We start from the raw sequence: 14,220 nt of genomic DNA, 5'->3' as shown, positions 1-14,220 counted from the left end.
AAGGTTTTAGGTGATTCGGCGATCGGCCTCGAGCACTTGTCTCTTCTCCCGAGGCGAGTTTCGAGGTCCGTTCCTGCTGGCTCCGCACCTCAATTCGCGGCAAGATCGGGCTCCGGTTTAGGCCGTGAGATGCCGCCCCCGGTTTTGTTTACGCGATCCTGTGCAACGTTGACGATCGGGACGAGGTTCCTGGGCTTGATTTGTGCGCCCCACTCGGTCCGAGAGAGACGGCTCAGGAAGGGTCTGACTAAGTGATCAGTCACGATCCCAGATCAACTCGGGAGAGGCGGCATGTCCGAGGACGACAAGACGTGTGAGCACGTCACCGATCCGGCGCAGTTGAGCAATGACCAGTCGATGCTCCGCCTTGCCCTGGTGAGTACCCCCCGTTCAGGCAATACCTGGACCCGCGAGTTGCTTGGATCGCTCTACGAACTCGAGCAGATCCCTGTTCACACTCCGGAAGAAGTCGATTGGGAGAATCTTCCCAGGCGATGTGTGATCCAGATCCACTGGTATCCGAAAGAGCCGTTTCTCGAAGTGCTCGAACGTCACGGCGTGCGGGTCGCGGTGCTGGCTCGGCATCCACTCGATGTCTTGATGTCATGGTTGAACTATGTTTATTACATCCACCAAGAGGGGTACTGCCCCGGCGGTGGAGAATGCCTCGATTGCGCAATCGTGGGAGTGCTTCCCCGAAGCGAAGCCTTTCTGGAATGGACCCGATCCGAGTACGCCCGCTGCTTCCTGTTCCATAGCCCGGCGTGGTGGAACCGGCCTGGCGTCTTGCGGATTCGCTACGAGGATCTCGTTGCCGATGCCTCAGGGACTCTGGAGCAGCTCGTCAACGAGATTGGCGAACCGCCACGAAAATCGATTACCGAGGTTGTCGACGTCAACGCAATCGGCCGAAAGAAGCCGGGCCATGAGGTCTGGCACTTCCACTACTGGCAAGGGCAGCCCGGTCTCTGGAAGAATTTGATCCCGGCGGCCGAAGCCCACGCGATCGCGCATTCAATTCCGGAGCCGTTTGAAACGCTTGGCTATGCGTGTGACCCGAACGACCGGCTCGAACCGTTCGAGGCCGATCGCAATTGGAATCACCTTCAGCTTGATTCGACCCGCGAGCACTTGCGTCTGGAACGGTCGAAACACCGCAAGACCATCAAGGACCTTCTCGAAGCGCGTCAGAATCTGGAGCGGATCCAGGTTGAGCTGGAGGCGAAGAACCAAGTGGTTGTTCCCGTCGAGACGGTTCCGCTTGTACTCGCCAGACGCTTGAAACGGGTGGCTCAGCGCGTCTGTGGGATCACCTCCGGTGGCGGCCAGAGATGAGCAGCAACTGAGCCGACGGGCTCCATCGCTTCGCGAGCGTCTCGACCTTTGGCGTGAGCCGCCAAAAGGTCGAGACGACTCCGCGTTCAGGCCAGCTCGCGGAGCCGCTTGACGAGTTCGACAGCCTGGTCCGGAGCCAGGGTGGCCGGGTCGATTTTGCGGAGTTCGTCGAGCAGCGGGTCGGGCAAGGCGGCGAAGAGGCTGCCGGTCAGGGCCCGGCCTGACCTGACCTTGCGGATCGGGCCGGCTGGCGGTCCGGGGTCGGGGCCGTGCTGCTTTTCGAGGAAGGCGAGGATTTCGCGGGACCGTTCGAGCACCGGGGCAGGGACGCCGGCCAATCGGGCGACGTGGATTCCGTAGCTCTGGTCAGCGCCGCCGGGCACGATCCGGTGGAGGAAGACGATTTCCCCTTCGCTTTCGCGAACCGCGACGTTCGCGTTGCGGAGCCTTGGCTTGGTCTTTTCGAGCTCGACGAGCTCGTGGTAGTGGGTTGCGAACAGGGTCCGGCAGCCGACCACGTCGTGCAGGTGCTCGGTAATCGCCCAGGCCAGGGAGATGCCGTCGAAGGTGCTGGTCCCTCGACCGATCTCGTCGAGGATGACCAGGCTGTGCGCCGTGGCATTGTTGAGGATGTTGGCGGTCTCGGTCATCTCGACCATGAACGTGCTCTGGCCCCTGCTGAGCTCGTCGGTGGCGCCGACACGGGCGAAGAGGCGGTCGACGACTCCGATCCGGGCGCGTCGGGCCGGGACGAAACTGCCGATCTGGGCCAGGATCGTGAGCAGGGCCACCTGGCGGATGAAAGTGCTCTTCCCCGCCATGTTCGGCCCTGTGATCACGACGATCGTGCCGTCGTTGGGGCTGAGCCGGGTGTCGTTGGGGACGAAGTCGCCCGGGGGCATCAGCACGTCGAGCACCGGATGCCGCCCGACCTCGATTTCAAGGGCCGGCTCGGCCACCATCTCGGGGCGGCAGTAGCCGTGCCGCGCGGCCAGCTCGGCGAGCGCGGAGAGCACGTCGACCTGGGCCAGGACGGCTCCCGCCTGAATTAAACGGGGCGCTTCGGCCGCAACCCGGTCGCGAAGAGTCGTAAAGAGTTCATATTCGAGCTCGTTCGCCCGATCCTCGGCGCGGAGGACCTTGTCCTCGTACTCCTTGAGCTCGGGGGTGATGTACCGCTCGGCGTTCTTGACCGTCTGCTTGCGGATGAAGTCGGGGGGGACCTTCGAGCCTTGCGCGTGGCTAATTTCGATGTAGTAGCCGAAGACCTTGTTGAAACCAACCTTGAGGTTCGCGATGCCCGTTCGGCGAACCTGCTCCGACTGGAACTTGGCGATCCACGACTTGCCCCCTCGAGCAATTTCACGGAGTTCGTCAAGGTCGGGGTGATACCCCTCGCGGATCAGGCCCCCCTCCTTGATCGTCAGGGGAGGGTCGTCCACCAAAGCGGCTTCGATCGCGGACCGGACTTCGGGGCAGAGCTCCAACGCGGCTTCGAGCTGGTTGAGCCGCTTCGAGGAGCGGGCGGTCAACCGCGCCCGGATCTTGGGGAGGAGGGCGAGTGTCCGGGCCAGGGCGGCCAGGTCGCGCGGGGTGGCACGGCCGGTTCCGACCCGCGCCGCCAGCCGCTCGAGGTCGTACGCCTGGCCCAGGGACGAGCGGAGATCGCTGCGCAACAACGAGTCGCCGAGCAACTCGCCGACCGCTTCGTGGCGCTCGGCGATCGGTTCCAGGTGGGTCAAAGGAGAGGTCAGCCAGTCGGCCAAGAGGCGGGCCCCCATGGGCGTGCAGCTCCGGTCGATGACCTGGAGGAGCGAGCCGTCCCGCTTGCCGTCGCGCAGGGTTCGGGTCAGCTCGAGGCTCCGGCGCGTCATTTCATCGAGTGCCAGGACATCAGCCCGACGATAGGGGGTCAGCCGCGTGAGGTGGCCGAGCGAGGACTTCTGGGTGTCGCGGAGATAGGCCACCAAGGCACCGGCGGCCGCGACCTCGGGGGCCTGGTCGTCGATGCCGAACCCGGCCAAGGTCGTGATCCCGAAGTGCTCGTTCAGGGTGTTCCGCGCTTGCTCCGAGACGAAGTCCCACGAGGGACGCGACGTGATCGTCGGCCCGAGGTGGGTGCGCAAGGTGCGGACCCATGGAGAGTCGAGGCTGATCTCCGAGACCAGGGTCTCGGCCGGGTTGAGCCGGGCCATCTCGTCCGTTAGCTCGGTGCGCGAGACACCAGTCAGCGAGAACCGGCCGGTCGACAGTTCCACCCAGGCCAGGCCGAGCTTGCCCGAGGACTCGACGACGGCCGCCAGGTAGTTGGCGCTCTTCGGGTCGAGCAGAGCCTCGTCGGTCAAGGTCCCTGGCGTCACCACCCGGACGACCTCGCGCTTGACGAGGCCCTTGGCCTGCTTCGGATCCTCGACCTGCTCGCAGACCGCGGCGCGTTGGCCGGCCTGGACGAGCTTGGCCAGGTAAGACTCCAGCGCGGGGTGGGGGAAGCCCGCCATCGGGACGGCGTTGGGTCCCTTGTCGCGCGCGGTCAGGGCGAGGCCGAGCAGGGGGGCGGCCCGCTCGGCATCTTCGCCGAACATCTCGTAGAAGTCGCCCATGCGGAAGAGCAAGAGCGCATCAGGATCGCGGGCCTTGAGCTCGCGATACTGCTGCATCATCGGCGTGAGAGGCGGATCGCTCATGACGAGAGGCCGTCGAGACTCATAGAGAGGAGAGGACAGGATTCTCGAATCCACACGTGAGGAACACGAGCGGCCGGGTCGGCCGTCGCTGGACCAATAGGCCCACGACGGCGGCCGACCCGGCCGCTCTTCAAGGCACGCCACGAATCATCCAGAAGAAGGACTGGCTGATTGGCCGGTCGCGTCGTCAGGTTTGTTTCAATACTTGTCGAGAGCCGACTGCTCTTCGGAGTAGATCTCAAAAACCTGGTCGAGACGGGTGATTCGGAAGACTTCGAGAAGATCGGGGTGAATGCAGCAGAGCTTGAGTTTGCCCTTGACTGCCCCTACCTTCTTCTTGAGGTTGATCAGCTTGCCCAACGCAGCACTCGAGAGATACTGCACGTTGCCGAAGTTGAGCAAGAGCTGCTTGTGTCCCTCGTCTTCGACCAGGCTGTAAAGCTGGTCACCCACTTCCTGAATGTTCTCTTCGGTCACGATCTTGGTGTCGACGAAACTGACCACCGTGACCCCGTCGATGTTTTCCAGGCGAAGGTGACGACGAGAGGCTTGCGACATCGGGCAGACTCCTGATCCAGGATCGGAACCGCACTCCACCAGGCCGAGGTGGGTCTATTTCTTCAAAAGGCCGGTCCCGCAGGCGGGCCACTCGGGGTTAGACCAGATCACAACCGGTCAGCCGACCGAGGCAGGATCCGAGGCATCTCATACACTTACCACAATACGGCGCGGAATCAAGAGAGCACCTGATCGGGATTGACACGGTCCGCCGGTTTTTTCCCCCCCATCCCCATCACTCAGGAGCAGTGAGTGTCGAAAGTGCCTTGCCAGTGTGGGGGAGGATTGACCCCTCGTTTTGGAAACGGGCCGTCTCCAGCTCATGCCGCCTCGTCACGTTTTCGGTTACAATCGGACCTTTGGCGAGCCGGGAAGACGCGGGGTTCTGTTCTCCGCCGACTTGGACCGGCTCAGCGAGGAGTCGACTGATGGCGACGTTGGAGACGTTCCCTAACCAATTTCCCGATCGCGAATACGAGATCGAGATTACCTGCCCTGAATTCACGGCAGTCTGTCCCAAAACGGGCCAACCCGACTTTGGCACAATCGTCATCTCCTACGTCCCTGGCGCAACATGTATTGAACTGAAGAGCTTGAAGCTCTATCTTTTCAGCTTCCGCGACCGTGGAATCTTCTACGAGCATTCGATCAACACGATGCTGGATGACCTGGTCGGTGCCTGCCAGCCGCGCCGGATGCGTGTGGTCGGCAATTTTACTCCGCGAGGGGGGATCTCGTCGCGGATCACCGCCCACTACGAGACGCAATCGCCCCCCAAGGCGTAGTCCTCCAGGTTGCGCAAAGCGATTGAAGAGGTCGGGCGTAAAGCTGAGTGAACCCGGACAGGCGGAACTGCGATGCGACCGGCAATCCTGACGCTGACGACGGATTTCGGAAGTGAAGGACTGTACGTGGCGGCCGTCAAGGGAGTGGTCCTTGGGCTGGCCTACCACACGCAGTTGGTCGATGTGACCCACGCCATTTCGCCTCAGAACATCCTTGAGGGGGCGTTCATCCTGTCGGGGCTCATCGATGTCTTTCCCAAGGGGACGGTCCACCTGGCCGTGGTCGACCCCGGGGTTGGAACCGACCGGCGCCTGATCGTCGCCTCGGTGGCCGACCACTGGTTCGTGCTGCCCGATAACGGCTTGTTGAGCGCGGTGGCTCGCGATCGACCGCCGACCGGGATCTGGGAAATCACCAATCCGGCCTTTCGACGGGTTCCGGTCTCGGCGACGTTTCATGGCCGCGACATCCTGGCGCCGGCGGCCGCGCACCTCCTCCTCGGCGGTGAGCCCTCCGAGCTTGGCCCCGTACGCACGAAATTCGTCACCCTCCGCAACTTCCAGGCGGTCGAGAACGCGACCGGTTTCGTCGGTGAAGTGATCCTGCGCGATTCGTTCGGCAACCTGATCACGAACATTGAGGCGAAGCGGCTTGGCGACCTCCCGCCTGAAGATTGGACGATCGAGGTGGCCGGAGCCCGGATCGAAGGGATCGGTCGCACTTATGCCGACGAGAGCGCCGGCACCTTGGTCGCCCTGCCCGGCAGTACGGGCTGGCTCGAGATCTCGATCGTCAACGGCGATGCCGGGCGGCACCTGACCGCCGGACCTGGCACCACCGTCTGGATCTCAAAGAAACAAGCAAGCAAGTAGCCCTGCCCGGTGAGACGTTTCACCGTGGCCAATCAACCTGTAGATCCGTTAAATGATGACTCCTGAAACACTTCGACTCTGGGATCGTGACCATCTCTGGCACCCATTCACCGCACTGACCGATTGGGAGGCGGCGGAACCGCTGGTCATCGACCGCGCGGAGGGGGTCTACCTGTTCGACGTTCAGGGCCGGCGCTATCTCGACGGCGTCAGCTCACTCTGGTGCAACGTCCACGGCCACCGGCACCCGACCCTCGACGCGGCGATCCGCGACCAACTCGATAAGGTCGCCCACACGACGCTCCTGGGCGTCAGCCACCCCACCGCCATTGAACTGTCGCGTCGGCTGGTCGAGCTTGCGCCCGAAGGCTTGACTCGGGTCTTTTTCTCCGACGACGGGGCGACGGCCGTGGAAGTCGCCTTGAAGATGGCGTTTCAATACTGGCGCCAAAAGACCGACCCCGAGCCGAAGCGAACCCGCTTCGTCGCGCTCGGAGGAGCCTATCACGGCGACACGCTCGGCGACGTGAGCGTGGGCGGGGTCGATCGGTTCCACGCGATGTTCGGCCCTTTGCTCTTCCCCAGCCTACGGGTGCCGAGTCCGCATTGCTATCGTTGCCCGCTCGAGTTGCAACAACCGACGTGCGCACTCGCCTGCCTGAACGCGGTCGATCGTGTCTTGACCGAGCATCCCGGTGAGGTCGCCGCGATCGTGGTGGAGCCGCTGGTGCAGGGGGCTGCGGGGATGATCGTCCACCCCGACGGATACTTGCGCGGGCTCCGCGAACTGAGCCGGGCCCACGACACGCTCTTGATCGCCGACGAAGTGGCGGTCGGATTCGGCCGAACCGGAACACTTTTCGCCTGCGAACAAGAGGATGTCCACCCCGATATCCTTTGCCTGGCGAAGGGGCTAACCGGCGGCTACCTTCCCCTGGCGGCGACGCTCACGACCGAGGAGATCTATTCGGCCTTCCGGGGGACGTACACCGAGGGGAAGACATTCTATCATGGCCATACCTATGGTGGAAATCCCCTCGGCGCGGCCGTCGCTCTGGCCAGCTTGCGCGTTTTCGACGAAGAGCAGACCCTCGATCAGATGGTGCCGAAAATCGCCCGCCTGGCAGAGCGCCTGGCTGCGGTTCGGGAGCAACCCCACGTGGGCGACGTCCGCCAGCGGGGATTGATCGGGGCCATTGAACTGGTCGCCGACAAGGCGTCGAAAGCCCCATTCCCATGGGCCGATCAGGTCGGCGCTCGGATCTGTATGAGAGCACGCGACTTCGGCCTGCTCGTCCGACCGCTCGGCGATGTTCTTGTGATCATGCCTCCCCTGTCGATCACCTTGGAGCAACTCGACGAGATGCTCGACATTCTGTTTCAGTGTCTCTCCGAGATCACGGAGGGATTGGCATGACGGTTCACCCCGGGCTCTTCGTCGTCGGCACCGACACCGGCGTGGGGAAGACGCGTGTGGCCGCCGCAATTGCGCGGATCTTGACCGGGCAAGGCCGCCGCGTTGGAGTGCTCAAGCCCGTGGCGACCGGTGCGATTCGCCGGGGAGAGTCCTGGGAGTGCGAGGACGGCGAAGCCTTGATTCGCGCCGTCGGCGGCTCGATTCCGCTCGAACGCGTGGTGCCGCTCATTTACGAGGAGCCGTTGGCCCCCTCCGTCGCGGCCCGGCGCCTGGGAACTCCCCTCGCACCTGAGCAGGTCGTCCAAGGAGTGCGCGCTTCGCTCGGATGGTGGTCCGAGCGGGCCGACGTCATGGTGGTCGAAGGGGTGGGAGGGTTGCTCGCTCCGTTGGCGGAGCGGATGACCGTAGTCGACCTCGCCGAGGCGCTCGACTATCCGCTCCTGATCGTGGCTCGCCGTGGGCTGGGGACCTTGAACCACACGCTCATGACGGTGGAGTGTGCGCAGCGTCGCGGCCTGCGCGTGGCTGGGATCGTGCTCAACAGCCCCGAACCCGGCGAGCCTGGCGTGGCGGAACTGACCAATGCCGAGGAACTCGCACGACTGGTCGGTCCGATCAGTATCCTTGGAGAGCCCCCTTATCAGCCTGATGAAGAATCGTTTGCAATCGCACTCGCAAGCATGGAGTGGTATGATCGATTCGAGAGGCCAAGACAGAGGGCTCTGTTCGCGGACGAGGTGAATCCCGGTTGAGGCGTTTGAGGAGATCGAGCGATGAGCAGTGAGACCCACGATCCCGCGCTCGGCGCGCACCGGTCTGACTCGTCCGACTCCGGGCTCCTTGGGCCTGGAGGTCCGCCGGCGACCGAGGGGGGAAACGACCCTTCGGTCCCGCTCGCTCCGTACTCGAGTAGCAGTGGCGATGAACTCAACAAGCTGCTGACCGAATCGATCGCTCAGCCCGCGCCTGACCCCTTTTTGGGGGCATTCTCGACCGAGGCGGAGCCGCATCCCGCTGGCGAGTCGGATCCGACCGATCCGATCGGACCAACGGCCCCCGAAGCCTCTGCCCACGCCGCTGCACCAAGCCACCTCGACCCGGAAGCTCTCGAATTTCCTCAGGACCTCAAGGAGTCAAGTCTTGCGGAGATTCCCAAGGAAACGGGGGCGGCGGGATCGTTCGATGCCCTCTCGGCGCTCGCGGCCCTCACCGGCCTGACTCCGTCGGAGTCGTCGGTCGAGCCCGAGCCGGAGTTCCAGGCCCCTCTGATGACCGGGCCAGTCGAGTCAGGTCCCCCGAAGGCGTCCCATCCTGAAGAGGATGATGACGACGATGACGACGCTTCCCAGCGTGGGAGGTCGTGGCCGACTCTCTTGTTGTTCAGTTACGCTAGCGCGGTGACGCTTGGCCTGCTCTGGGTCCTTTTCAGTGGCCGCAAGCTTCGCGAAGGGGACGAGGCGGACCTCTTCCCGGCGTCTGAGAACCGGCTCGATCCCGGCCGACGAGCGGACCAGTCACGCAAGTGGGTGCCGCCGCAACCCATTGCCGCCGACCACCTGGCCACCTTCGGTCAGGCGATCCGGATCGGTTCGCTGGAGGTGACACCGCTGGAGATTACGCTGGGACCGGTCGGCCTGGAGCAGGCGTTCGGCGGGGCCACACGCCGCGACGGCGGATCCGGGGCGCTTCGGCTCAAGCTCAAGCTCAAGAACGTCTCTTCCGACACGATCTTTGTTCCGCTTGATGAAGTGTTTATTCGTGAACGCGATCAAGGAGGCCCGGACAGTTTCATCGAGACGGCCAAGGGAGGGCCGATCGCGATGTATCCTCTGGCGGTCGAGAGCGAGTGGTCGATCCGCGGTCAAACGTTCAAAGAGCTTCAGCCTGGCGAGTCCTGCGAGGCCTTGCTGGTCAGTGCGCCGGACGTCTCCGACCGCCTGTCCTCCCAGATGACCTGGCGTATCCGGCTACGGACCGGGATCGACCGGACCGATACGCTCGGCGTTCGTTTCGGCCAGGATGCGATCCGCCCTGGGGCATGAGCAATAAATATCGGCTGGCGTCGCATGGATCATCGCTTGCTGATTCTTGTCGCGACATCTCTTTTGCTCAGCCTACGGTCGGATTGATAAGGAATCTCCTGCCCGTTGAAGGGCGTTCTTATCGGCCCGCCCAGCGGGCGACCTCGGGTGTGTACCTCTCGCCCGCCGCCGCACCGGGCGCGAATGCGGTGTCCAACCGGGCCAATTCCTCGGAGTTCAGGTCAAGCTCCACGGCGACGACATTCTCGTCGAGGTGAGTCCTTCGTTTCATGCCCGGAATGGGGATGACTCGCACGCCTCGGGAAAGGACCCAGGCGAGGGCGACCTGGGCGGTGGTCTTGCCATGAGCCCTGGCAACCTCTTCCAGGGGTTGCAGGAGGGCGATGTTGCGGGCCAGGTTGTCCGCAGAGAATCGAGGGTTGTTCGCCCGCCAGTCGTTGGGGGCGATGCGCTCCCTGCCCGTCACCGCTCCGGTGAAGAAACCGCGTCCAAGGGGGCTGAAGGGCACGAAGGCGATGCCCAACTCCTCGCAGGCGGGCATCACCGTCGTCTCCGGCTCGCGGGTCCAGAGCGAATACTCCGACTGGAGGGCCGTGATCGGGTGGACGGCGTGGGCTCGACGTAGCGTGGCCTCGGAGACCTCCGATAGGCCCAGGAACCGGACCTTGCCGGAGGCGACCAATTCGGCCATCCCTCCGATCGACTCCTCGACCGGTACGTCTGGGTCAACCCGGTGGAGGTAGTAGAGGTCGATGACGTCGACGCGGAGTCGAGCCAAGCTTGCCTCGCAGGCCGAGCGGATGCGGTCGGGACGCCCATCGACGCCGACGGCCGCCTTGCCATCCGGTCCTTCCCGCTTGACCCACCCCGTCTTGGTGGCCAGGACATACGCGTCGCGGCGGCCCGCCAAGGCCCGTCCAACCAATGACTCATTGTGGCCGTTGTCGCCGTAGGAGTCGGCCGTATCGATGAGGTTCACGCCGATGTCGAGGGCGTGGCGTAAGGTCGCCTCGGCTTCGGATTCGTCCGCCGGCCCGTAGGAGCCGGACATCCCCCAGCAGCCCAGCCCGAGCGCCGAAACCTCAATGCCGCTCACACCCAGTGCCCTTCGTTTCATGGCCATCTCCCTTCGTGAACGGTCTTGTTCGGTCCGGTCGGCGTCGTTGATGGGTACCTTTTGGTGACTAGGTCACACAAGCGTACCTTCTAGATCTTGAGGGGACAACGCTCTACATTTCCCCTGACCTTTGAGTTTTGCCCCGGACACGTCGAGCGGTGCCGGTAAGCGGTTGAAAACGAGGCTTCTCGTCACAATCAGGGCCGGTTTTCTCCGGCCTGGGCGAGGTCCACACTCGAGAAAATGAGGGAATGTCTATGATCGCGCCCGCGTCATCGTCGAGGATCCGCGTCGGCATTGTCGGGGCAGGGGAATGGGCGCACTTCGGGCATTTGCCCGTCCTGAAGAGTCTACCGGAGTATGAGTTGCTCGCCGTGGCGACGACCCGGATCGCCACGGCGCAGAGGGCGGCCGACAAGTTCGCTATCCCCCACGCCTATGACCGCTTCGAGCCGCTCATCGCCCGGCCCGATCTCGACCTTGTGGTTGTGAATACCCGGGCACCCGAACATGAGCCGGTGGCCCGGGCGGCGATCGCCGCCGGCAAGCACGTCTACTGCGAGTGGCCGTTGACGACGAGCACGACCCGGTCGGTCGAACTCTTCGAGGCCGCCGAGAAGGCCGGTGTTCGCCACGTCATCGGGCTCCAGCGCCGGATGGCGGCGAGCAGCCGCTACCTCCGCGAGTTGCTTGAGGAGGGATTCGTGGGTGAGGTCCGCTCGGTCCGGCTGCACGTCAGCGAGCCTTCGTTCTTCAAACGACGCCCTGCGGTCCTGGCGTTCACCATTCCCGTGGAGAACTTTTCCAGCGTCGTCTCAATCTATGGCGGCCACTTCCTCGACATGCTCTTCACGGTCGTCGGGGAACCGAGGGAGTTCACCGCGCTGGTCGCCAGCCAATTTGGCCAGGTCACGATCGAGGAGACCGGGGAAACGATCGTGACGACGGCCCCCGACCAGATGCTCCTGAGTGGGACGCTCACCGCCGGTGCGGTCTTCTCGGTGCATGTCGAGGGGGGGAAGCGGAATCAGTTCGGCGTCCAACTCGACATCACCGGCACGGAGGGCGACCTTCGCGTCACGAACGGCGAAGCGTTCGGAGACAAGCAAGACAGCCTTATCGAGGGGGCGCGTGGCTCGAGGCAACCTCTGGCCACGCTCCCGGTCCCTGAGCGATTGCGCTGGCTCCCTCGCCTGGATCTGCATGGCAGCATTCTGGAACTCGCCAATCTGTATGCGGCCTTCGCGAGGGACCTGGCAGAGGGGACCCATCATGCCCCGACGTTCGCCGACGCTGTGCGGATGCATCGACTGCTCGACGCCATCGGCGAAGCCTCGGGGTCGGGGCAGCGTCAGCGTTGGAGCTGAGGTTCGGATATCAGCGGACCCATCGGTCTCGCCGTTCCTCTCCGCGTTCGGGCACCCGCACGACCGTTTCTCCCGGTTCGATCAAAGGCCGAAGGTATAGGCGGCCCAGAAGCTTTCCCAGTCGGCGTCGCTGCCGGCCGGAACCCTGCGCATATGGACCAGACGGATGAGCCAGGAGCCTTTGTGATCGAGCCGGACGGTCGCTCGTCCTTCGGCATCGGTGGTCAGGGTCTGGCCATGCACTTTGCCGTCGTCGCGGACGTGGGCGGAGACTTGGACTCCGGGGAGGGGGCGGCCTTCGAACAAGATTCGGACGGGGAGCGTGCTGCCGAGGGTTCGCGATGTGGGGTCGACTTCCGGGATGATTTCCAGAAGGTGGCCGACCACGCGGTGATAAGTCTCGTCACGCTTGTCGCCAACCTGGATCAGGGCCTTGAGGTAGCGGCTGTAACGCTCGCGGCCATCGGCTTCCGATTCGCCGAGTGCCTTGCGCTGCGCGATGATCGTATCCAAACCTTCTTCTTTCAGGTATTCCGTAAATTTCTTGGAATCGAGTTGGTTCGGCTGAGGATGACGCTCCATCGTGACGAGGTTTCCGCCGTCTGTTTCCAACGCGACTCGGGCGACCGGTGTCTGCCCTTCGGTGCCTGATTTGAGGAGGTCTTGATCCTGGTCCTGGGCGAGGAGGCGGAACCGTGCCGTCTTTTCGATTTCGAGGGGGCGCTCGTCCGTGGTGTCCAGAGGTTCGCCTCGATAGAGGCGCACGTCGACCTTGACGCCCTTGGGCGTGGTGGAGGACGCCGGGGCGAGCCAGTAGTCATGTCCGAATGCCGTCGTCGTTGTGAGGGCGAGCAGGCCGAGCCAGGCTGTGGTCAATGCTCTGCTTTTCATCGATCTCTCTCCCTGGGATTCTTTTGTCGAGCCCATTGGTTCGGCTTCTGTACGGGTAGGTTAGTAGGAATCGGCGGAGAGGACTTCTCCACCGGCGCGAGAGGAGAGGGCCTGATAGATTCCCGGTCTCGCGGTGCCGAGGGAGTAGAGCGGGGATCCTTCGAGCTGGCTGATGGCGATGCCAACAGGGTCGCTCGTGCTCGGGTCGATCGTCCAGGTCTGGATCGTATCCTTGATGTATCGGACCGAGCCGTCGCAGAAGGCGAAGTTGGCACCTCCCGGATGCATGCTCGACGCGGCCTGGACGGTGACGTACCACCATCCGGACGGGTAGGCGAGGCGTCCGGCGTATTTCCGGTGGGCGTTGGGTGCGTACATGGTGTCGAACAGCGAGTTTGTGTAGTAGCCGCTCTGCCAGTAGAAACCGAACGTCCAGGGATCGAGTTGAATCGTGGCGTCGGAGAAGATCGCCTTGGCATGCTCGCTGAAGAGGAATGTATTGCTCGTTCCGTCGGTGACTTCGGCCAGCCGGGTCGCCAGCTTGGGCCGCATGACTCCGTTCGCCGTCATCGACTCGGCGGTGGCGACGGAGCCGTTCTTTTGCGAGCCGCCCCCGATCCAAGGGCGGAGGCGGACCGGCCACATTCCCTCGCAGCCGACATAGCTCGTTGCGTAATTGTGCCAGTCTCCGGGGGGCTGATCGAGGTACCAGTCGGAGTCGAGCAATTGCGGCTTGGCGATTGCCCCGTCGCTCGGACACAAGAGCGTCCCCACGCTGATGTTTCCGACCGTGGCGTTGGCGCCGGCAAAGATCGCCATATCGAAGTTATAGGCGTTGGCGATCGCCGCTTGTTCGAGGAACTGGGCCATGTATACAAACGAGCTGGGCCCGATGTGATTGGAGTGGGTCTCCGGCGAGATCCGGTTCGTGAGCATTGCGGGCGGGAGGGAGCCGAAGGACGACTCGTAGGAGGCCGTTGCGAGCGCCAACTGTTTCAGGTTGTTCGTGCATTGGGCCCGCCGCGCCGCCTCGCGGGCCGCCTGCACTGCGGGAAGCAATAAGGCGATCAGAACGGCGATGATCGCGATCACGACCAGGAGTTCGATGAGCGTGAAGCCGCGATGAGCGGGGGGCGTAACATACGTCATGG

The 14,220-nt window shown here is 63.7% G+C and carries 12 protein-coding genes; 7 read left to right on the top strand and 5 right to left on the bottom strand.

The genetic code is table 11. The features are described 5' to 3' along the window. The first annotated feature begins 291 nt into the window (after positions 1 to 291). Positions 292 to 1,335 (top strand): sulfotransferase domain-containing protein, encoded by a 1,044-nt coding sequence (locus tag SINAC_RS32255; RefSeq protein WP_015249743.1) that lies wholly within the window; start codon positions 292 to 294, stop codon positions 1,333 to 1,335. Between the two features lie 86 nt (positions 1,336 to 1,421). Here the strand turns inward: SINAC_RS32255 and mutS are convergent, their stop codons facing one another. Next, positions 1,422 to 4,019, bottom strand: a complete 2,598-nt coding sequence (gene mutS / locus SINAC_RS32250) for a DNA mismatch repair protein MutS (RefSeq protein ID WP_015249742.1) — start codon at positions 4,017 to 4,019, stop codon at positions 1,422 to 1,424. Positions 4,020 to 4,217: 198 nt separating this feature from the next. Further along, positions 4,218 to 4,577, bottom strand: coding sequence for an STAS domain-containing protein (locus SINAC_RS32245; RefSeq protein WP_015249741.1), 360 nt, complete (start codon positions 4,575 to 4,577; stop codon positions 4,218 to 4,220). Between the two features lie 428 nt (positions 4,578 to 5,005). Between SINAC_RS32245 and queF the strand changes: the two genes are divergently transcribed. The 5 genes from queF (at position 5,006) to SINAC_RS32220 (ending at position 9,694) form a co-directional block, all read left to right on the top strand. Then, entirely contained in the window at positions 5,006 to 5,362 is a 357-nt protein-coding gene (gene queF / locus SINAC_RS32240) for a preQ(1) synthase (protein ID WP_015249740.1), read from the top strand. Positions 5,363 to 5,434: 72 nt separating this feature from the next. Further along, positions 5,435 to 6,235, top strand: a complete 801-nt coding sequence (locus tag SINAC_RS32235) for an SAM hydrolase/SAM-dependent halogenase family protein (RefSeq protein ID WP_015249739.1) — start codon at positions 5,435 to 5,437, stop codon at positions 6,233 to 6,235. Positions 6,236 to 6,287: 52 nt separating this feature from the next. Then, positions 6,288 to 7,652 (top strand): adenosylmethionine--8-amino-7-oxononanoate transaminase, encoded by a 1,365-nt coding sequence (bioA, locus tag SINAC_RS32230; RefSeq protein ID WP_020466416.1) that lies wholly within the window; start codon positions 6,288 to 6,290, stop codon positions 7,650 to 7,652. Further along, positions 7,649 to 8,404, top strand: a complete 756-nt coding sequence (gene bioD, locus SINAC_RS32225) for a dethiobiotin synthase (RefSeq protein ID WP_015249737.1) — start codon at positions 7,649 to 7,651, stop codon at positions 8,402 to 8,404. The genes bioA and bioD overlap by 4 nt, the downstream gene beginning before the upstream one ends. Before the next feature lie 21 nt (positions 8,405 to 8,425). After that, entirely contained in the window at positions 8,426 to 9,694 is a 1,269-nt protein-coding gene (locus tag SINAC_RS32220; protein WP_015249736.1) for a hypothetical protein, read from the top strand. Positions 9,695 to 9,812: 118 nt separating this feature from the next. Here SINAC_RS32220 and SINAC_RS32215 read toward each other — a convergent pair whose 3' ends face one another. Beyond that, a complete protein-coding gene (locus tag SINAC_RS32215; protein WP_015249735.1) occupies positions 9,813 to 10,811 on the bottom strand; it encodes an aldo/keto reductase in 999 nt (332 codons plus the stop codon). A 257-nt stretch (positions 10,812 to 11,068) separates the two neighbouring features. Between SINAC_RS32215 and SINAC_RS32210 the strand changes: the two genes are divergently transcribed. Continuing rightward, positions 11,069 to 12,178 carry a Gfo/Idh/MocA family protein gene (locus tag SINAC_RS32210; RefSeq protein ID WP_015249734.1) on the top strand — a complete coding sequence of 370 codons (1,110 nt, stop codon included), beginning with the start codon at positions 11,069 to 11,071 and terminating at the stop codon, positions 12,176 to 12,178. Between the two features lie 81 nt (positions 12,179 to 12,259). Here the strand turns inward: SINAC_RS32210 and SINAC_RS32205 are convergent, their stop codons facing one another. Continuing rightward, on the bottom strand, positions 12,260 to 13,069 hold the full coding sequence (locus SINAC_RS32205) for a DUF4198 domain-containing protein (protein ID WP_015249733.1): 810 nt from the start codon (positions 13,067 to 13,069) through the stop codon (positions 12,260 to 12,262). A gap of 60 nt (positions 13,070 to 13,129) precedes the next feature. Continuing rightward, complete coding sequence (locus SINAC_RS32200; protein ID WP_015249732.1) at positions 13,130 to 14,218, bottom strand: DUF1559 family PulG-like putative transporter; 1,089 nt, start codon at positions 14,216 to 14,218, stop codon at positions 13,130 to 13,132. Positions 14,219 to 14,220: the final 2 nt, after the last annotated feature.

The sequence above is a fragment of the Singulisphaera acidiphila DSM 18658 genome (assembly GCF_000242455.2).
GTDB lineage: Bacteria > Planctomycetota > Planctomycetia > Isosphaerales > Isosphaeraceae > Singulisphaera > Singulisphaera acidiphila.
Note: the sequence above shows the minus strand (reverse complement) of the source record. Positions and strands in the feature narration are given on the sequence as shown.